The organism is Anaerocolumna sp. AGMB13025, assembly GCF_029689925.1.
Taxonomy (GTDB): domain Bacteria; phylum Bacillota; class Clostridia; order Lachnospirales; family Lachnospiraceae; genus Anaerocolumna.
The window spans coordinates 5,431,628-5,452,922 of the sequence record NZ_CP121445.1; the positions used below are offsets into that span (position 1 = coordinate 5,431,628).

The following is a 21,295-nucleotide window of genomic DNA, read 5'->3' on the forward strand; positions in this document are numbered from 1 at the left end:
TTTGTATACTTTCATATACCTTAATCAGGTCAGGCAATAACAGTTTTGCAATTCATTTAACAAAATCCCCCAGGTTAAACGGGTTTTATACAGATTAAACCTCTTCCTCCACACATAGATTAACAGCCTATATAATTATATATTCTACCAAACATGCTTATTTCCTTTTTTATTTTTAAGAATTTTATTAATAAAATATAAAAAAACCGTCGACTAAAATGCTTCCTGCATAATAATCGGCGATATTTCTATTAAACCCGCTTAAATCATGAATTTCCTTCATACTTCCAGCCATTGTCATTGTGATAAATCATTAATTTGGTCATTCCACCGTCCACTGTTATATTTTCTCCGGTAATAAAGCTGCTGTCTTCACTGCAAAGAAACATAACTGTTTTCGCAATATCGGAAGTAGTTCCAATCCGCTTTACAGGATGCTGCGTTTCATCCTCTGCGCTCCAGGCATCATTCGTTGTATCAATCCAGCCGGGAGCTATAGAGTTCACCCTTACTCTGCCAGCAAGGCTTACAGCCATAGCGTGGGTCAGAGCGGTAATCCCCCCTTTGGCAGCCGTATAGCTTTCGGTATCTGCCTGGGACATAAAAGCTCTGGTGGAAGATATATTGACTACGGCGCCATTCTGGTTAAAGTGCTCTAAAAATAGTTTTGTAAGCATATATGGTGCCGTTACGCCCACCTTTAATACATAATTAAAATCCTCATAACTGCAGTCGGTAAGAATTCCTCTCCGGCTCAAACATGCATTATGAATCAAATAATCTATTTTCCCGAATTTTTTGATTACACAGGCTGCAAACTCAGTAAGGGTTTCTTCTTTTGCAATATCCCCCTGAAAATAAAAATCACAGGGTACACTTTGGTTATCCAGATCAATTACCGCAGCTTTCGCTCCTGCGGCCATAAATTCTTCCGTCATAGTCTTACCGATTCCGCCAGCACCACCGGTTATTACAACAACTTTGTCCTTAAAATCCATCCGCTCTCCATCTATGGGTATGGCATATACAATATAACCATTCCTTTATTTTTCATCCATACATTTTATTTTAGTTGGGCAGTCACCACAGCCACAGGTACAAAACTTCCCTGCTTTTGCAGCTTTTACTTTCTTATAAATCACATACGCAGCATATAGTACTACTAATGCTCCTATAATATATGGCATACTCTGCTCCTTTCTACAGAATCAGGCTTCCGATCTGGAAGACTAAAACTGCTGCCAGCCACGCTATAATCAGCTGGAAAAATATCGTGAATACCGTCCACTTAACTGATTTTAGTTCTCTTGCAATCACTCCCATTGCCGCAGCACAGGGGGTATATAATAAACAAAATACCATTAATGCATATGCGTTTAAAGCCCCAAAGCCTTCCGGTCTTAAAATCTGTACCAGACTGCTCATCCCTTCGGCAGAATTAATATTGGCAATTCCAAATAGTACACTGAAACTGGATACCACCACCTCTTTGGCTGCGAGTCCTGATATCAGCGCCACTCCTATCTGCCATAATCCCAGTCCTGCAGGCTTTAGTACAGGTACCAGATAGTGTCCTAAGATTGCGCCGAAACTCTTAGACATATCCTCAACTTTTCCGTCAAATCCAAAGTTTAAGATAAACCAGATAAATATGGAGGCTAAAAATATGGTCGTACCAGCTTTACTTAGGTAATCCTTTACTTTATCCCATACATAAATAAATATTGTTCTTGTATTCGGTGTTTTATATTCCGGCAATTCAATCAATAAGGTGTTGGTAACCTTATTTTTATCCTTCCTGGTATCTATTTTATTCATAATATAGGCAGTTAGAATACCAATTACCAAACCTACTACATATAAGGAAAAGGCTGCTATCGTTGCATATTTGCCAAAGAACATGCCGGAAATCAGTACATAAATCGGAATTTTGGCGCTGCAGGACATAAACGGAGTTATCATTATGGTCCTTCGCCTGTCCTTCACATTCTCTAGCGTACGGGAAGCCATGACAGCCGGTACCGTACAGCCAAATCCTAACAACATAGGGATAAAGGCTCTGCCGGATAATCCAATTTTACCCATCAGACTATTCATAACATATGCCACCCTGGACATATAACCGCTGTCCTCCAAAAATGCCAGAGCCAGAAATAGTATAAAAATATTTGGTAAAAAGGTTAAAATTCCGCCTACCCCTGCTATAATTCCGTCAACCACCAGGGAAGTCAAAATCTCTCCTGTTCCGGTAACGGTCAAAAAGTGAAGGGTTGCCTCCGATATCACGTTAAAGGCAAATTCAAATACTCCCTTTAAGGCATCACCTATGGTAAAGGTTAAAAAGAATACCATGGCCATAATCAGAAGAAAGATCGGCATACCCAGATACCGGTTCGTTAAAATCCGGTCTACTTTATCCGTGGCTTCTTCCTTTGAATTCTTATTGACCAATACTTCTTCTATAATTTCTTCAATAAAATCATACTTCTGGTTAATAATATCTGTTTCATAACTGCGGTCTACATATCTGCTTATAGTTACCGGATATTGTTTCATAATCTCTGGATCCTGTTCTAACAGCTTAATTGCATGCCATCTGAGATTTTTGATATCCGGGTATTTATCCTTTAGTATATCGGATATTTTTCTAATTTTGTATTCGAGGTCATCGGTATAAACAATAGTAAGTTCATCATGCTGCTTGCTGGTATTGGTGCTGTGCTCCGAAATTCGCTTTCCATGATGGTGTTCCAGATTATTATCTTTTTCTTTGAATTTATGATGAGCTACCGCATGCATTAGGATATCCAGACCGGTTTTCTTTCTTGCCGAAACAGGAATAACCGGTATTCCAAGCATCTCCGGCAGACGGTGGAGATCGATTTCCATTCCGCGTTCTTCAACGATATCCATCATATTAAGGGCTAATACTACAGGTTTTCCAAGTTCAATCAATTGGAGGGTTAAGTATAAGTTTCTTTCAAGACTGGAGGCATCTGCTACGTCAATGATAACATCCACGTCATCATTTAAAATATATTCCCTGGTCAGCTTTTCCTCCATGGTATACGAAGTCAGACTATATGTACCGGGTAAGTCCACCAATTTAAAGATATGGTTATGGTACTTAAAGGCTCCTTCTTTTTTCTCGACAGTAACACCAGGCCAATTGGCTACTTTAAGCTTGGCACCTGTATAGGCATTAAATAGTGTAGTTTTACCGCAATTGGGATTACCTACAAAACCTACCTGCAATTCTTCTTTCATTTTGCCACCTCCTCAATATAGATGGCTTCTGCAATTTTATTCCCAATAGCAAGCCTGGTTCCTCTTACTTTAAATACGACGGCTCCATCTGCATTCTGGTTCATCATCTGTATTCTGGTTCCGCCAATCAAACCCAAAGCTTCCAGTCTGCGCCCAACCTGGGGATCCAGTTTTAGTTCTTTTACAATATAGCTATGTCCAATCTGCCCATCCTTAAGAGTCATAAATGTTCACCTTTCAGCATTAATATTGAGAATTATTATCATTTAATTCACCTTATTATACCCCCGCTACCCCTTAATGTCAACTCTTGAGGAATAATGTTTTCTGGTTTTTTTAATCTATTTTTTTTAGTTTAAGCGAAAGATTAAATTCCAGTTTATAAGACTAAATTCCAGGATGCGGAAGTTACTTTTACATGGCTCTAGGCTGACGCGCTGTCACGAAAGTGACATCTTCCTTAAGCGCGTCATGTGCCTCCCCCGGAGGGTTTTTATAGAATAGGACGAACTTTCTAAACGATAAAAAAGCATTTAATATATCAACACTAAATGCCTCTGCTAATAACTTATTTATTTAATTCAATAATGAAAAAGATATTAAATCTAATATATCTGCTTAATAAGCTTAATTCTAAAAATGTAAGTATACATAATTACTTTTTATAAACGATATTTCCTATTTTACCATCTTCCCTTAAATTATTATTCTCAGACTTTACTTTTTTTGCAATATACCCATCCTTCATACCAGGTACTGAATATGGGATGTCATCTGATTTACCATCTAATATCAGGTCACAAATATGTATAACTTCATCTAATATCTCCTTGGCAGAATCCTTCGGTGCATGAGAGAGATATACCTTGTCATATTCTTCTTCTCTTGTCTTGACCCTTAATAATGAATTTTTGTATTCAGCGACACCTGTAGATTCAGGTAAAAATAGCCATACGAATGGATTGCAGGAATCACCAAAGATGATGGCTCTTTGTTCCTTAATTAAAACTACTACACTCCCTTTCGTATGCCCAGGGCATTCTATTATCTCGAGTGTCAGCCCTCCAAGCTCAAACTTATCTCCGTCTGAGAGAGGCAGAAAATTCTTATGAAAAGGTTTGACCATATCCTTCTCTTGCAAATGAATTGCAAGTTCTTTGTTTGTTCCGGCTACAAAGTCTTTAATCCCCTGATACATTAGTCTACATTCTTCTTCGCTAAACTCCAAATTTAACAATTTAGCATCCTGTTCATTTAAATAAACCTCATTAAAATAAAAAGCTCCAGCCGAATGGTCAATATGGGCATGGGTCAATATAACAATAATAGGAAGTTTCGTCAACTCCTCCACATATTCCTTTATATTGCCTACACCTGATCCTGTATCGATCAAAGCTGCCATTTTGCTTCCTACAATCAAATACATTAATTCATTTCCGGCTCCAGTTATTCTAATAATACCAGCTTCTATCAGTTCCCATGAAAAGAAATAGTTAAGTTCCATATCGTTTACAATCAGCCTAAACCTTATTTTTCTCTATTTAAGTGGATGTATTCCATCTTTTCTTAAGGTAAGCTAAATACTCCTCAGCATTCAATTTTTTAGACATTAATTCATTTATTATAGTGAATTAACTTTATAAATATGATACTACTAAAAAATATAAATTACCACATATTTCTAGTTGGTAATAATACAACCGTACCTGATTATGAACATATTTAGTATTTAGCATACTACTTGATTAAGCTATATAATTAAAATACAGATTTGCCTGTCTGTGCAAAAAGTGAGGTTAATCATCTGTACCATAAGATAGATGGCAATCAAAAACACTTAACTGTTTCTCAAAGGTTAATTATTGAAAAAGGATTGTGTTGGAATATTTTTTTGTTTATTTACCCTTGACTTCATTTTGTTTGTTTTGTATAATAGTTTTAGATACTCGAACAAATGTTCCCTGTTAGTGGAGGTGGTCACCCTATGTTTGATAATTCATATTCATATGGTTTTTCATCTGGTAATAAGCAAAACGGTATTCTTTATTCCAAATTAGAGACCTCTGTTATTGCTTCTTTTAATCCTGCCGGTAAAATTAAACCATTATATTTTCAGTATAAGGATTTCTATGGTGATAACACTAATATTAAGATTGAACGTGTCCTCTCTTCGAAAGAAGAGACGATTGATACTCTTCCTGTAATCACTTATTCCTGTCAGGCAAATGTTCAAAGCCGAACACTACAATGTAAACTCCGGTACCATATATCTGAGCACTACTGGGAGATTCTATATTAATGTCATTATTCCGCTCTTAATAAAAAGCTGTGCCTGCAAGTACTAAGTTTTCAAAGGGGTAGTCCTTTTACACTAAATTATCTGTGACATTGTTTTGTTTTACTATAATGAAATGGAGGATTTATCTTGAATCTAAATAATTACCGGGATGAAGCAGAAGACTTCCTAAAAAAACTAGGAGTTCAAAATGAAACCTTAGATATTAAGATATCCACATGTTTTTATTTTTCTTAAAAGTACATGACTTTTCCCGTTATGTTGCATATTTTCTGACCTATGCGACATGAAATGCAACACAATTTTTCTATACAAATATACTTGCTGTACTCTCCGTATAGCACCCAAAAGCAACCCCATGCTCTTCCCAGATTACATTGGGTTTTCTATTGACAAATTATCTTGGTACTTATCGCAATTATTGTAATACCAGTACAATCAGCGAGTGCTGCGTCTACAAAATAAGTAAAAATAATTTAATTTTATATGTTGGTGATACATACAGTATAAAAGTCACCGGTACTACAAAGACAGTAAAATGGGTTAGTAATAATAGCTCTGTGGCTTCTGTAACAAGTAAGGGTAAAATAACAGCAAACGATATAGGCAAAACAATTATCATAGGGAAGGTTGGAAGTAAGAATTATTCTTGCAAAATAGAAGTACGGTCAAATAAGTTTACTGATCGATTGTCTGAAATTGATAATTTCATAATTGGTACTATATGGAATAATGCTTTTTGCAATATTGACTGGTACATTTCATCTGGCACTGACTCTGTAGGGGGAAATTAGATATTGAAAAGACTCTTAAAAATCTCACTGATTCCATGAAACAACTAGATAATTATGATAAATACGAAAAAAGGAACTGCTATTAAAACAGTTCCTAATTAATTGTTTTATTTTTCATTTGTCTTTTTAATTAAATTTTTTAAGTTTGTTTCATCTTCGTTTGTAATTTCATTTTTTACTTTTTTATTTGGCGTATCATCGTCTAAAAATAATCTTAATAGCAAACTAATAAACCTATAAGCATTCGAAAGATAATATAACAACACCCAAATCCAAATAGCTGTTAGAATTATTAATCCCCAGCGCAAATAGATATCATTTAATAGTAATAAGCATGAAAGCACATCTGCAGCCAATCCAGATATAATCGTCAGTTTCAAAGAACTTGCAAATTTCTTTTTATCAGCATTATCAAAAAAATACTGGATTAAATTAGATTTACCTTTATTTGAAATTAAGATGGTTAATAATACACCTAAAAAACTTATTATAATCGATATAAATGTTATAGTAGATTTAAATACTTCATTGAAATTTTTACTATCATAGACCTCATAAAGTCCAAGTTTCAATAAATAATTTAATCCTGAATAGCTCAAGAAAATAATACTAGAAATGGACGGAATACTATAATAATATTTTTTTAAGCATTTCTTTAAACCATTTCTAGCTATTTTTTTCATTCTATTCACCTCTTCTTAAGATATTTAATATTCTTGCCCTTGCTCTTTCATCATATTTTTCTGCCATTGTATCGGCCATAAATCCATATCCTAATTCTCCGCGTGCTTGGATAGGGAATGTTATTTTATCACTTTCTATATTGTTAAACAAATCAAAAACAGCAGACTTCTGATCATCTGTAAGCATAATTTTGGCAGATGATATGCAACGCTTATTTTTTATAATATCGGTTACAGCATTATATACAGTCTCTGGATCTAATTTATTTTCTTTATTACGTCCCTGCCCCATTCCTATTTCAATATGAGCTGTTATACATTCCATCTTTTTAAATGAGTCAACAATTTCTTCAAATTCTTCTGACTGGTCAGGTCGAAATTCCCTAATATCAGAAAACCTAACATCTATCTTTGTTGTAGCTCCTTCAAGACATTTTTGCACATCTAACTCACTTAAAATAGGTCTAAGATAACATAAATCACTTTCAGAATTGAAGGAATTAATATAACTCTCTATAGCTGTAACGCCATATCCTCCTCTATTACACTGAACCATAACTATATAAAGCCTAGGATCATATAATATTACTGTATTCTTACCGATATATTCGCCATCTTCTAAATCTATGTGTTCTGCCTCTTCGTCTTCGCGAACGAGATACGTGTTACTTAGTTCATCCATTCTCATAAAATTAACTGCATAATATTCTTCATTATGTACTAAGTCTATGTTTTCTACTCTTCCTTTTATACCATTTATATCCTTGATGCGATTTGATAAATCAGTGATAGCTGCAAGCTTAGCAATCCAAGTTCTAAAATCATAATTAATATCTGTATGCTCATCATTATCCATACAACATATTTCATAATATTGATATTTTATTGTGCTCCGTTTAATTACCATAATACCCTCCTATTAATTATTTTACCAACATTATACAACTATATAATGTATGATTCAATAAAAAAGGGTAAAATATGACAAATAGTGAGAGGATTTGTTAATAAATACATTATACGAACATTTGTTCTTATTGTCAATAACTTTATGATGAAATTTATTAGTTAAAAAAAGCACCCAGAAGGATGCTTGTAGTATATATTATATTTTAAATTAATGTTACACAATATATAATATCGCCTTAGCTAATTAATATTGAGTGCCTTTTTTACCTTAGGACCTATTATTCCATCTTTCTTTAAACCATTGTCCTCTTGGAATTCTTTTAACGCTGCCTTAGTTTTTTTACCAAATACACCATCAGGTGTACCACAATCATATCCCAGTGCGTTTAAAGCTTCTTGTACCTTTTGGACAACTTCAGTAGATATCGTGGATTTTTTTTCTTTTTTCGAACTTGATGAAGTCGAATTTTTACTTGAGTCTGTTGAATATGGACATACCCCATTATCATGTAAATGAGCTGGATTTCCTCCACAATGATAGTGATAACTGCCTAATCCACTTTTATTTTTATTGTCCTTATGTCCCCCGCTCGAATCTGTTCTACCTGAATGCGCTTCTGCTGTTATCATATTTATGTGGTAGTCATAAATTGGAGCAAACGCAACTGTCATTATTAATAAGATTATCAAAAACTTATTAATTCTATTCTTCAAATTATATACCTCCTTCCCTATACAAATACTACCACTATTTTACATTATTTGCAATAACGTAAAAAGACACCTTACGCCTTTGTAAGATGCCTTTCTAAATGAGGGGAAGTATAAATAATTGTCGCAAATAGCCACGAAAGAAAAACGATAAAATAACTAATATATCCTTTGAAGAGGCTATGCAATACAAAATAAAAAAACCCCCGAAAATTCGGAGGTTATATAATCGAGGCGACAAGATTTGAACTTGCGACCTCTGCGTCCCTAACACAGCGCTCTAGCCAAGCTGAGCCACGCCTCGATTTGCTTTGTGAAATATTTTGTTGTTTTCACAGCAGATATATATTATAATATTTCGAGAAGAAAATCAAGCAAAATTTATAAATTTTTTAAAAAATTTCAAAAACTTATGAAATGGGAACGAAAAATTGTTTTAAATCACCTTTATATGTAAATATATCCCGTTTTTCAGTTATTATGGAGGGTCTTTATGGATATACAAAGAAATTACCAAAAAGAAATGGATAAGCTGCTGGCAGGTTTAGAAGCAGATCATATCACGCCCAGTCTGCTGTTACATAGCTGCTGCGCTCCCTGCAGCAGTTATGTGCTTGAGTACTTAACCCAATTCTTTCATATAACCATATATTATTATAATCCCAATATATCCTTTGAAGAGGAATATCACAGACGTGTCCAGGAACAGAAACGTCTAATCAGCAGCCTGACGGTTAAGAATCCCATTCAGTTTCGCCAGGGAATCTATGATCCAGACCGTTTTTATGAATTAGCAAAAGGACTTGAATCCTGTCCGGAGGGCGGTGAGCGTTGCTTTAAGTGCTATGAACTCCGCCTTGAAGAAACTGCCAAACTGGCTAAGGAGGAAGGGTTTGATTATTTTACCACTACGTTATCCATCAGCCCACATAAAAACGCCGGAAAGTTAAATGAAATCGGGGAACGGCTATCTAAGAAATATGATACCCCTTACCTGGGAGCTGATTTTAAGAAGAAGAACGGTTACAAACGTTCTATCGAACTTTCCAAAGAATATCAGCTCTACAGGCAGGATTACTGTGGTTGTATCTATTCTAAGGTCAATGAGACGGCTGGGAAAGATTGATTTAGTCAAAGTCTTTCGTACTTCCCAGATACAATGGAGTTTTCCTTGTGGGGATTGTATCCAGAAGCTGTATATTCTTGTATAGGGGATAATATTCTCCACTTGGGGATATGCTGATTACATTATCCCCCGCCCAGTTGGTTTCAAATACATCATCTACAGCGGTTTCTATTGTTTTTCTCATTATAACCGGGAAGGTTACTTCGATTTCTTCTTTGTCTTTTACATCAGCCAGTTTTACAAAGTAATTCTTTATCCAGGGCAATTCTCTGGCGCTTATGGTTTTTTCTTCACCGTTAAAGGTTCTTTTAATTGTTACGGCTCCGTAAGGGACGTATTCCGGTATTCTTATGCAGAGTTCTTTTATATCAGTTTTTGCTGTGACTTCTAATTTGCCAGCGTGAGGGAGGTGGCTGTATATCTCTACCCACTTGGAGGCTCTATTAAGAAGCATATTGACGCTTACCCGTCCTCTTTCTTCCGTAACGATGTTGTTCCATCCATTATAAAGTCCTCTTGCACCGGAAGCTACACAGCAGACCTGTACATCCATAATATGCCCCCTGCCTTTCATTCCGCTGTATACAAAGTCATTTGGAGCTGAGTATCCTGCAAATGCGCCTCTTAAGCGGTCTGCCACCTTATAATACGTCTTTTCCTGATAAATATCCTTGTCCTTGGTATCCGACTGTTTAATCCAACTGGTATCCAGAAGCTGAGCCTCGGTAAGCTGGTTACGCAGGAACCGCTCTGCTATCCCCCAGTATTCTGTGTATCCGTTTTTAGCCAGTGTAATCGCTGTCCCTATGGCATCAACCAAGGTGCAGGTTTCATGTTCGTATCCCTGATCTTCTAAGTCACCTGGTGTCCAGCCGAAGGTCGTACATTTAGAAAGACCCCAGTCATAGCATTTTTTCACCCAGTTCATTAGATATGCATCATGGGTAAATTCAGCAAATCTGGCCAAAGAGGCAATGGTACCCATTCTGGTGTGGAAATGACCATTTCTATATCCAAGACCCGCGTTCCAGCTTCCGTCTGCCGAAAAAGCTCCGCTTCGGTATACAATATTGGATACAAAGTTCTCACTTAATTCCAGCGCATGCTGATTACCAGTTACCTGGTGGTAGCGTATCAAAGGATTGACCTGCCTCCCCCACATGGCACAAGGGTCCGGACAAAGTCTTGTAACTACGGCATCAAAGGAGGGCCAGCCGTGTTCCGTATATTCAGAAGCCGGATAATACCAGGAGGTCCGCTCTTTTCTGGCTATACGCTTTAAAGCGGCAACATGCTGGTCTGCACGGCTTTTTACTGCTTCTTCTTCGGTATCGATAAACCAGGAGGTAAGTCCTAATAAAACTGCCCTCTGATCAATCATAGAGGCACTGTCTTCAAATCTGGCATCACAGGATTTAACGAACTCTTCTGTAAAATTATTGCGTCTGTAACTTAATCCATCCTTTTTAAAGAAAGACAGAAGGTTTTCTTTATAGTGTTTTTCAATATCTCTTCCTTCCTCGGTTCCTGTCATTGCTCTGACTAATGTCATGGAATCTACAAGCCGTCCGTGACTGGAGCCGTAATCCCAGTTTCCATGGCTCATCCAAGCTGGATCAGACGCAAAAAATCCACTAAAAAAAGGTATATACCCCTTATCTTCATCCGCAACTCCAATCATGGCATTCAGGGCAATTCCTGCCCGGTCAGCTAAATTCAAGGTATCTGGTACTGATTTTTTTATGTTTTTCGGCATAAGTGCTCTCCTTTACTTCTATGTTTATTTCGGTGAAATATTTAAAATCATTCTGGCTTCTTCCGGTGTGGCAGGTTGTAGTCCCATGGCTATGATAAGAGATACCAGTTTTTCAACAACCTGATAATTATAACGGGCCTCCATGCCTTCTTCTAAATACATACTGTCTTCAAAGCCGATACGCACCACTGTAGCTCCCATGGCAACAGCCGCCGCTAAGAAGGTCCAGTTGTCTCTTCCAAAATGGGTAACTCCCCAAAGACAATCCGCGGGTACGAAAGAACGAAAGGCAGTCAGCGCTTCTAGCGTTGGCTGCATACCGCCTTTATGACCAAATACCAGGTTAAATAGCACCGGGTCTTGAAAAGGCTGTTCCTTTCTTACCAGATTAATAGTATGAATCATCCCAATATCAAATACTTCGATTTCCGGAAGTATCTCTTTCTCATAACAGGTTTTTGCACAATAACGAATATCTTCAAACGAATTGATATATACAGCTTCCCCCAGGTTAGTGGTTCCGCCATTTAAAGAGGCACTCTCAACTTTACTAACTTTAAGCGGATTGCATCTTTCCTGTATGTTCATAGATGAGATTCCTCCGGTAGAAGCCTGTACCACCACATCCCTTTTCGCTTTTACCGCAGCAAGTAACTCAGTAAAAAAGGTGATGTCCGGTGTCAGCCGCCCCTCCTTATCTTTGCAGTGAAGATGGCACATAGCCGCCCCTGCATCGATGCTTTTTGCTATATCCTCTGCAACAGCTTCAATCTGTATGGGCGCTGCCGGTCCTTTTATTGGAGCTAACGATATTATTACCTTTCTCATTGTTTCACCCTTTGTATACCGCAAACCAGTTAGCGATTCTTCCTTAAAATATGGACTGAACGATACTTGGTATAGCATCCTTTCTTTATATTTTCTTCCAGCCTTTCCGTCATGATTAAACTCTTTCGTCATTAAGCTCTTTCATCTTGATCGCGCTTTTTCATCTTGATTACGCTCTTTCATCTTGATTGCACTCTTTCATCTTGATTACGCTCTTTCATCTTGATTACGCTCTTTCATCTTGATTACGCTCTTTCATCTTGATTACGCTCTTTCATCTTGATTACGCTCTTTCATCTTGATTGCACTCTTCCATCATGATTGCGTTTTTTCATCATGATTGCGTTTTTTCATCATGATTGCGTTCTTTCATCATGTATACCACTCTTTATCACACTATTTCTTCTTTGCTGCTAACATAGCCTCCCTGGCTGCTTCATAGCTTAACTGACCAAATTTAAGTACAGGAATACTATATTCCGGATGATTTACCAAAGCCATGGACATCTGGGCAAATACCACTACATCCACTTCCTTTACTAGTTCTTCTAAAGCTTCCCTCACCTTATCATCATGCAGTGGCCGGTTTCCCTCCATTAGTGCTTCAAAGGCTCCGTCTGCTACCTGGATTTTTGCTTCTACCTCCACACCTGCTTTTAAGGCTTCCTCCATAATTGTCTGCTTCACCGGCTGAGCACTGGTAGCCAGTGAGGAAAGTATCCCAATTCTTTTTCCTGCCTTAACCGCACTCTGTGCCACCGGTTCTTCGATGCTGATAACTGGTATGGGAATCATGTTTCTGATTGCTTTCGTAACCGTATTAACAGAAGTGCAGGTAACTAATATTGCATCCGCACCGGCCTCAACGGCACTCATCATATAATAAAACATCCGCCTTGACACGGCAGGAGTGGCATAGCCTGCTGTCTGGGTTTCTTTAATTAAGGAACTGTCTGCGATATCCATCTGTTCAATTTCTGGATGTTCCTTAAGAAATGGCTTTGTAAAAGGGTCAGACATTAACTCCATAAACTTGTCCGAGGTATGTAATGTACATAATTTCATATAAACTCCTTCCTGTCTTTTAAACCAAAACCTGGTTAATAATTAATCTACTATTATCTTACTTAATATTGCCGACTTACTATTATCTCTTATCAATTAATCGCTTATTATAACTAGCTTTATTTCAACATAGCCTTATTTCTATAAAGCCTTATTATAAATACCCTCTAACGTATATTTTAAAGTTTGATTATTACAATTGCTTCTACGCATATCTTTTCAGCATTACGTCAACTGATCCACCACTTCCCTTAACGTATCCTCATTTCCTACATTTCCCGGGAAAATGATATAAGGTATACCAGGGAATTTGCTTTCTTCATCTGTTTTCCAGACTGGGATACCTTGAGCCGCCTGCCCAAGTACAAGCGCCCGTTTTACCTGTAATGCTTTTACTCCTATATCACTTGAGGTTATCCCCCCTTTGGCTATCACAAAGGCTGGTCTAATTGGGAACCTTCCCACAACACTCTGTAACGCCTCCGAAATCTTAACGGAACGCAGCAGGGCATCCTCTGTGGTGTCATTATCCAAGACCAGAAGTTTACGTTTTGTATAGATTACTACGGTTATACCCGCACTGATTTTTCTTGCAGCCAATGTAATAATCCGTTCCACTTCATCCTCCAATTTATCAATTAGTACTAAATCAGAGTCAAACTCGAGAAAAGCAATATCCTTCCTGTTTCTTAAACCATTTAGCTGTTCCGTGGTTTTTGCCGTATGGGAACCGGCTACTATAAGACCTCCATTCGTATAGTTTCTATCCATTTTTTCAATCATTTCAGCTTTTTTTAGCAGCGGTCTGTCTGATATTCCTCCCATGATCTTAACAAAGGAAGCTGCGCTGCGGAATAAAAAGTTCCTGCCCCTGTTTATGGCTATATAAAGTGCAAGGCAAAACACCTCTACATCCTGATAATCCAGAGCATTTACAATTACTTTATTAAAATTACTGATACGTTCAAGCTGTTTGGTAATCCCTTCAATATCACCGCTTTTAAGGCTCTCTAGACTGATAGCCGTTACCGATTCGGCTTTATATTCTCCTGCCGATTTCTCCTCAATATAACGCCTCAGGTCTGAATTATGATAACCAAAGGTTTTATCCCCGGCAAATTCAGTGCCTCCGGCAGGTATCAATGTCCCACCGTAATTAACATAGTGGATATTTTCTGCGGTAAACCGACCACCTTCTAAGAAGAACGGAAAAAGGATTTCTCCGTCAATTTCACGTCCCGTACTCATATTAAGAATATCTTTAAGCACTTCTGTTTCCAGAGGATAATGTCCTCTAAGGGTGGAATCTCCACGGCTGATAATCAGAAACTCCTGACCGGTTTCTTTCGAAACTTCAAGTATACGTTCCGCAATTTCGGTATGGACTTTTATGGTCTGGGCTTCTGTCAGACCTCTGGAATTAGTTAACAGATAAAATAACTTTTCCGGTGCCGTAAATCCTTCTCTTATACTCTCTAGTGACCAGTCCGTATATACATAAACCCCATGAACGGTCTGGACACCGGTAGGATCATCATCCAGTACAATGATTTTCTTATTACACTTTTTTATTTCATCAGCTAATAAATCTTTGATAACACTGGTGTTAAATGAAGACTTCTTATATTTCTTCAATAAATCCGTCAGTAATTTTTGTTCCATGTAAACCCCTCCCATTTGATATACAACTACTAAAGTTTCAACTACTATTTTTTTCTGAGCCTGCTAGTAGCATAACCCCTTTTTTTGAAGTCCAGCTTTATGAAAGTCCAAATTCCACAAAACAATAGGAATCTGTCCAGTAATTCTTGTTACGGTCGAAAATCTCGGTAGCATCTGCTTCGGACTTTCGTTCTACCCAGCTCCATTTGCCGGTAAAGCTTTCTGGACCCACATTGTAACATTCTCCGTCTATATGGTGGTGGGGTCCTAACAGGTTTCTATTCGAGGCAAATACCTGTAAACGGATAAGGTTCACACCATCTTTCACATAATCTGTAATATCAGCTGTATAAGGAGCCCATAAGGAATGTTTGACCAGCATGTCATTCACATACAGTTTTACTAAGGGTGCATGGTGTTTCTTTAACTGTAAGACAACCCGTTTTCCTGGCTCCCGTATCAAGGACAGCTCCTGGCTGATTTCTAACTGACCTGCAAAGAAGGTAAGTCCGTTAACCGTAAACTCATTGCTGTTAAAAGTCTCCGGTCTCTCGGTAATGGTAAATGGTCCACTAGTTACCATAGCTCCCCGTTCAACAGGATAATAGGGTGTATCACTTACCACGCCAAAATCCCCCAGTAAATAGATGCTCTCCAATTCAACCTCATAAGTAATTTTATTCTTTTCTGTCTCGTAAACATTATCACCGTAAAGGACATCATATACTTTCTGAGGCTGAAAAAAGTTGGTCTTTAAGATAATTTCATTCTCTCCAGGTACAAGAGCCGATTTTATATCCACATTTTTGAAGGATTTATCCTTCCAATAGCTTAAATCCTTATACGGTATTTGTTTTCCATTAACCGATATCCCGTAGATATCAGCGTCTTCAATTACAGCATAAAATTCTTTATTTTTCTCAAGGTCCATGGCTATCCTGAAGTTAAAATAAAGTTCTATATCACAGGGTCTTTGCAAATCCATTAATATACTCTGGAGTTTGATTACTGGAATGGGTCCCTGCAATTTTCCGCCGTCAATACGATAACTGCAATAATCCAAGGTCATGGAATTTAAATCCATCCTATCAATCTTCCAATGGTCACAAAGAGAAACCGACTGAACCTCTGTCACCTCTTTTTCATAGGTAGAGCGCTCCTCAAGCTTTATTAAATTGATAATATAGGACTGCATTGGCTCAAAGGTAAGGTTAAAATTCGTACTGCCGTCTGGCGTATCATAGGAAAGCACTTCCTCATCACCAGTTTCTGCAATCATCCTGATTACTTTATACTGCTTATTGAATATAGTTATATCTGCATGATAAGTATCCTTCTGATGGTGATTTACCATAAATAATAAAATGCCGTCTTCTGTCTCCCGCTGCTGATAGGATATACTCTGTACTTCCCCGTTCTGATCCGCGATACTTAAAGCCACTAAGTGTTCCTGCATCATTAATTCCCGTATATTTTCTGGTGTTTCTTTTAACACCTTGTTTTCTAACAGAGACAAATCCTCTTTACTGCCGTTCGTATACGTTGGAAATTCGCCCAGACAAAATACGGTTCCTCCATTCTTAGTAAAGGTAAGAAGCAGAGCTAGCGTGTTGGCATTCATAGCATACATATGGGGCAGAATCACTGTACGGTAGCTGATTTCTCCCACAACAAAACGACTGCCCTCTACCTTACCATGACGTTTTATAATAGTTTCATCGCCAAAGTGATAACTAATATGGTTACCGGACAATGTTTCTGAAAGTTTGGTAAATGCATCGTCAAGACTTATAATTTCCTCAGTTCTGGTACCGTCATAGGCTATAAAACCACTTCCCATTGGGTGCAGCAGCAATACGTCGGCGGTCTGACTGCCCTCGGATAATACGACACAGAGCCTGCCCAAATAATCATTAAACTGCCGGTATTCCTTCCACCAGGTCTGCTGGATAAACAAGGACGGCGGATAATCCCTCTTGCGGACTCCCTTAATGGTATATGCCTGTAAATGCTGACAAATCTGGTTGACACCGTTCACAAACTGCCACTCTGCTATCCACTTAAGTTCTTCAAAAGAAACATTCCAGCCGCATAAAGCAAAGGATTCCGTAAGTACCTGCTTTTTGCCAAGCTGGCAGGCTACGGAACCTACCTGTTTTCCGATAACCGGTGAGGAGATGGGGCGTCTTAGCCAGTCAATGCCAGGTATATGAAGGTATTCATAAAAGGGCATAACCCCGGCTGTACTGGTCATTTGGCTAAAGATACTCTCCTCCATCATAATATGACCAGTTGCTTTTACCTTATGGGCTTCACACCAGTCATATATGGTCTTCATATAACTTTGCACAAACAGTTCGCTGACCAGTTCCCAAAAGTTATAGCGATGGGTTTCATAATTGTCAGTTTTTCTATATAGGGCAGGGATATGATCTCTGATATCATAACCGTACTTTTTCACAAATTCACCGACAAGCTCATCCGACCAGGCCAGTTCCCCGAAGTTATTGCAGGCAAGCCTTGGTTCATCCGTAAAAAAGCCTTTCATGTAAGTGCCAAAATCCTCCCCGAATTTCTCATAATACACATCATGGGTGGATTTAAGGAAGGCTTCTACTGCCCGTTTATTCATAGTATCGATATAATAGGGATTGGTATGCTTTCTGATAACTAATAGTTCCTCGCCCTCTTGGCAGCTATAAGTATCAAGATGAGTGATTCTTCTGTACGTGCACATAGCTTTGTTATATACATAACCAGCAATTACCGATTCTTGATTCATCATATCTGTAGTAAGCTGGGTCTCAAGGGTCATGAATTTTGCATGATAATCCGGTGAAAGTGCCGGAACAATACCACCGGCAAATCCACTGGGCCATCCTTCTTCGTCATAGATCCAGGCGTCTAGTCCTACTTCTTTTCCTTTATCCAGACCGGTTTTAATGCAGTCAAACCATTCCTCACTTAAATAATCAACCTTCAAGCCGGAACGTGCATGCATAAAATAACCGCCGACTCCAGCCTCCTTCATTTCTTCAATCTGATATTTTAACTCTTCTTTATTCAGTTTATCATTCCAGGACCAAAAAGGAATCGGCCGGTACTGATTCGAAGGGTTTTTAAATTCCTTTAACATGCTGTATCTCCTTTACTTATGTTATTCCGTTACTTCCTGAATTCGTATCGCCATATATTCAAGACTTGGAAGAGAGATATAAAATTTACCAGTATATATGCCTTTGTTATCAATTGTCATGTTCCAGGTATCTATAACCTCCACCTGATAACGCTTCTCTGGTTCAAATTCAAATTCTTTGAAGGAAGGGCGGGTATGTCCGGTGTAGAATAAGTAATATTTACCCCTATACCCTGCATGGGCTGCGGTTGCACTATTTTCTTCCCATTTCTTTATATCTGCCGGTTCTAAACCAAGTCCTGGCACCTCACATAAGATACTGTGAAGGAATTGAAGTCTTGGTGCTGACTCACCATATAAAATACCGCCTTGAGACCACCATAGCTTATCCTTTTCATTCATATAGGTTTCACCATGACCGCAGTAGCCGCCCCGAACAGCAGCCGTCCAGAATAATCGGACCATTTCCTGTGCGGTTAAGTTACCCCAGGAATAGTTGATATTTCCTTCATAACCCACTTCATCTAAGACTACCGGTTTACCATATCGTTCCCTCCAGGCTTTGGTATTGGCTGCCGACAGATAGATTTCTGTCCTCTGGATACTGCAATGAGTAATCCAGGGTCTTGTAAAATCATATAGTGTCTTACAGTTATGTATGGATCGGAGTCTCTGGTAAGGGTCCAGACTGCATAGGGTATCTGCGTATTCTTCCCAGTCCTTCATGGTTTTTTTCTCACACAGGTCATATTCATTGGCAAGAGACCACCAAACATTCCGGTATGCTGAAAATCTGGCAATAACATATTTTAAGTATAATTTAGCACTGTCCATATCCATCTCGGAAAAACCCCATCTGTCATAAGGGTGCATCAGAATAAGGTCCGCTTCTATTCCAAGTTCCTTTAAATCTGCAATACGGTTTTCCAGGATTCGAAAATGTTCTGGGCGAAAGGTGGTATAATCCCACTGATTCTCAGGATTAGAAGGTTTATATTCCAGAAAATTTTCTTTGGACAGGGCAGATATATCGCAGGGAATACCTTCATAAGGATAGGTCAGAGGTTCATATAAGTTATAATCATAATGTTTTGGGAAAATACAGAACCGAATTTTATTAAAGGGACTGCTCTCTAAAGATGCCAGGGTAGTCTTCTGCATGGAAACCGGTTGGTGGGTCCAGGCATAACAGGTTGTGCCAAGGCAGTAATAGGGGGTACCGTCTTCGTAGGTAAAATGGTATTTAGATGCAACCCGAACCGGTCCGTGATTTTCTTTTACCGCAGGTATCACCTCAAAGCTTCCGCTATAAGATTCCTCCCCAAAGGAACCTCCAATTACATAATCATATTTTCCTTCAAAGGAAGGCATAAACCGAATACGGTAAGTTCCATCCCCATCATAAAAACCATCTACCTTTTTACACTCCTGTGCTCCGTGAAAGGTTCCAAAAATGTCATAATCCACATAAGGATTTTTATCCCTTCTTCCCTTCAAAACAAGTTCAAAGACATCCCATTTTTCAACTTTTGTTACTTTTTTGTTCTGTTCTATAACTTCACATCCTCTCTTATACATATGGGAAAAGCTTTCTTCCAGACTACATCGTTTCCTTCATAGGTTTCTTACCATTTAGTTCGTCAATCATATTAAGAACAAGTATATTCCAATTTATAAATCCACCGTTCATTATGGGTTCTCCGTTAAACGGATTATAGTACTCATGGAGACTGCCGGTCTTTTTAAGATCCTCACCAAGAAGCAGTAAGGTTCTCTCACAAAGCACTTTTGCTTCCTCTCTAAATCCGTAATTCATAAGTCCTCTGAATACGACGTAATTAGCCACCAGCCAAATAGGTCCCAGCCAGTTAGAAGGATTGTTGGTTACGGATAAATCAAACATTTTTTCATCTTTAGCAAGGGTTGTAAGACCATACTCACTGTGAAAAGTATCTTCATCAAAAAGATGTTTTACCAGCTCTGCTGCCTGTTCCTTTGTGGCAAAGCCTGCCCACATAGGGATAAAACCGGACCAGACACGGATTTTGATAGGCAGGGTCTTCCAAAAAACCCCCAGTCCCTGATGGAACCAGTCAAAGTTTCTGGTTTTAATGTCCACATCCACCGAGTAAAAGAATTTATCACGTTTATCCCAGCATTCTTTTTGTATGGCTTCAATGAGTTGTTTTGCTTTGTACAGGTAATCTTCTGCTTTTGCTTCACTTTCACCAAGGGCAGTTAATATGTTAGCCATGGACTGTAGTTCTGTTACCATAAAACTGTTTAAGAAGATATTGGCAGTAGAAAACTTAGGCCGTCCAAAAGAGGCCGGATCATTGTCCATGCCAATCATAATATCATCACACCAGACAAAAAGACCGCTGTTTTCAGAGAAATAATTATTATAATAACAATCAAAATATTGATAGAGCTTACTCAAATCCTCTTTTACCCAGGTATAATCCTTTATATAATCGCTAATCAGGCAGATCTGGTTACACAAAAAGGGTTTATGCATATTCATAATGATACCTTCTTTGTGCTTCATATTAAGATAAGGCTCTGTCCATTGTCCTACTTCAATCATCATGGGAATATAACCGTCTTCCAACTGGTGATCCAGGAAATTAAAGATATTTCCTTTGGCATGGGTTATAATCTGTTCCTTTTGCTCTGTGTTTTCCACACAATCCAGAAGATTAAGCAAACCGTACACCGACCAGTAAGTATCCCAATCCCACACATTACCGTTATAAACAGAACCCGGATCGATAAACGGATATTTGATAAAACTCACCGGATTTTTTAAAACCTTAGGTATATTCTTAAGTATAAAATTTCTGATGCTTTCTTCGTAATCTTTCATTTTTCACACCCATTGCATATCGCAAGTTTAATTGCGATACTGCCACAAAAATAACTGGTTGAAAGAATCATAATGTGGCATCCTTTCTACTCTTTTATTTTCTTTCAACCTTCACCCTTGTGTACCTATAACCTTTCGGTACCGCCTTAATAAACAGATTAAATGAATCTGATCTGGCATCCTTTCTATCTATTTT

18 protein-coding genes, 1 tRNA gene and 1 pseudogene are annotated in these 21,295 nt (G+C 38.1%); 3 read left to right on the top strand and 17 right to left on the bottom strand.

The window, feature by feature from the left end:
- Window positions 1-266: 266 nt before the first annotated feature.
- The 5 genes from QA584_RS22430 to QA584_RS22450 form a co-directional block, all read right to left on the bottom strand.
- Window positions 267-998, bottom strand: a complete 732-nt coding sequence (locus tag QA584_RS22430) for an SDR family oxidoreductase (protein WP_278271334.1) — start codon at window positions 996-998, stop codon at window positions 267-269.
- Between the two features lie 45 nt (window positions 999-1,043).
- Window positions 1,044-1,187, bottom strand: coding sequence for a FeoB-associated Cys-rich membrane protein (locus QA584_RS22435; protein WP_278271335.1), 144 nt, complete (start codon window positions 1,185-1,187; stop codon window positions 1,044-1,046).
- Window positions 1,188-1,200: 13 nt separating this feature from the next.
- Window positions 1,201-3,267, bottom strand: a complete 2,067-nt coding sequence (feoB, locus tag QA584_RS22440) for a ferrous iron transport protein B (protein WP_278271336.1) — start codon at window positions 3,265-3,267, stop codon at window positions 1,201-1,203.
- Window positions 3,264-3,491, bottom strand: a complete 228-nt coding sequence (locus QA584_RS22445) for a FeoA family protein (RefSeq protein ID WP_278271337.1) — start codon at window positions 3,489-3,491, stop codon at window positions 3,264-3,266. Before QA584_RS22445 ends, feoB begins: the two co-directional genes overlap by 4 nt.
- Before the next feature lie 431 nt (window positions 3,492-3,922).
- Window positions 3,923-4,771: an MBL fold metallo-hydrolase gene (locus QA584_RS22450; protein WP_278271338.1), complete on the bottom strand. Its 849-nt coding sequence runs from the start codon at window positions 4,769-4,771 to the stop codon at window positions 3,923-3,925.
- 480 nt (window positions 4,772-5,251) lie between these two features.
- Here QA584_RS22450 and QA584_RS22455 point away from each other — a divergent pair, with 480 nt between their 5' ends.
- Both QA584_RS22455 and QA584_RS28905 read left to right on the top strand, forming a co-directional pair.
- The gene (locus QA584_RS22455) at window positions 5,252-5,566 is read left to right on the top strand and encodes a hypothetical protein (protein ID WP_278271339.1); all 315 of its coding nucleotides are present in this window, start codon (window positions 5,252-5,254) and stop codon (window positions 5,564-5,566) included.
- Between the two features lie 386 nt (window positions 5,567-5,952).
- Entirely contained in the window at window positions 5,953-6,357 is a 405-nt protein-coding gene (locus QA584_RS28905) for an Ig-like domain-containing protein (protein ID WP_442870342.1), read from the top strand.
- 107 nt (window positions 6,358-6,464) lie between these two features.
- Here the strand turns inward: QA584_RS28905 and QA584_RS22460 are convergent, their stop codons facing one another.
- From QA584_RS22460 to QA584_RS22475, 5 genes and pseudogenes are all read right to left on the bottom strand, one after another.
- On the bottom strand, window positions 6,465-7,040 hold the full coding sequence (locus QA584_RS22460) for a hypothetical protein (protein WP_278271340.1): 576 nt from the start codon (window positions 7,038-7,040) through the stop codon (window positions 6,465-6,467).
- 1 nt (window position 7,041) lies between these two features.
- On the bottom strand, window positions 7,042-7,947 hold the full coding sequence (locus tag QA584_RS22465; protein ID WP_278271341.1) for a DUF6731 family protein: 906 nt from the start codon (window positions 7,945-7,947) through the stop codon (window positions 7,042-7,044).
- Window positions 7,948-8,189: 242 nt separating this feature from the next.
- Window positions 8,190-8,375 carry a peptidoglycan-binding domain-containing protein gene (locus QA584_RS28745; RefSeq protein WP_334306033.1) on the bottom strand — a complete coding sequence of 62 codons (186 nt, stop codon included), beginning with the start codon at window positions 8,373-8,375 and terminating at the stop codon, window positions 8,190-8,192.
- A 56-nt stretch (window positions 8,376-8,431) separates the two neighbouring features.
- Window positions 8,432-8,573: pseudogene (locus QA584_RS28750) on the bottom strand (YHYH domain-containing protein); the annotation flags it as partial.
- A 316-nt stretch (window positions 8,574-8,889) separates the two neighbouring features.
- Window positions 8,890-8,964: transfer RNA gene (locus tag QA584_RS22475), tRNA-Pro, on the bottom strand.
- 189 nt (window positions 8,965-9,153) lie between these two features.
- Here QA584_RS22475 and QA584_RS22480 point away from each other — a divergent pair.
- Entirely contained in the window at window positions 9,154-9,786 is a 633-nt protein-coding gene (locus QA584_RS22480; RefSeq protein ID WP_278271342.1) for an epoxyqueuosine reductase QueH, read from the top strand.
- Between the two features lies 1 nt (window position 9,787).
- Here the strand turns inward: QA584_RS22480 and QA584_RS22485 are convergent, their stop codons facing one another.
- From QA584_RS22485 to QA584_RS22515, 7 genes are all read right to left on the bottom strand, one after another.
- Complete coding sequence (locus QA584_RS22485) at window positions 9,788-11,542, bottom strand: hypothetical protein (protein ID WP_278271343.1); 1,755 nt, start codon at window positions 11,540-11,542, stop codon at window positions 9,788-9,790.
- Window positions 11,543-11,566: 24 nt separating this feature from the next.
- On the bottom strand, window positions 11,567-12,370 hold the full coding sequence (locus tag QA584_RS22490; protein ID WP_278271344.1) for a 3-keto-5-aminohexanoate cleavage protein: 804 nt from the start codon (window positions 12,368-12,370) through the stop codon (window positions 11,567-11,569).
- A gap of 396 nt (window positions 12,371-12,766) precedes the next feature.
- On the bottom strand, window positions 12,767-13,435 hold the full coding sequence (locus QA584_RS22495) for an aspartate/glutamate racemase family protein (protein WP_278271345.1): 669 nt from the start codon (window positions 13,433-13,435) through the stop codon (window positions 12,767-12,769).
- A gap of 225 nt (window positions 13,436-13,660) precedes the next feature.
- A complete protein-coding gene (locus tag QA584_RS22500; RefSeq protein WP_278271346.1) occupies window positions 13,661-15,097 on the bottom strand; it encodes a four-carbon acid sugar kinase family protein in 1,437 nt (478 codons plus the stop codon).
- Window positions 15,098-15,194: 97 nt separating this feature from the next.
- A complete protein-coding gene (locus QA584_RS22505; RefSeq protein WP_278271347.1) occupies window positions 15,195-18,233 on the bottom strand; it encodes a glycosyl hydrolase in 3,039 nt (1,012 codons plus the stop codon).
- 21 nt (window positions 18,234-18,254) lie between these two features.
- On the bottom strand, window positions 18,255-19,811 hold the full coding sequence (locus tag QA584_RS22510; protein WP_278271348.1) for a DUF5605 domain-containing protein: 1,557 nt from the start codon (window positions 19,809-19,811) through the stop codon (window positions 18,255-18,257).
- Window positions 19,812-19,833: 22 nt separating this feature from the next.
- Entirely contained in the window at window positions 19,834-21,099 is a 1,266-nt protein-coding gene (locus QA584_RS22515; protein ID WP_278271349.1) for an MGH1-like glycoside hydrolase domain-containing protein, read from the bottom strand.
- Window positions 21,100-21,295: the final 196 nt, after the last annotated feature.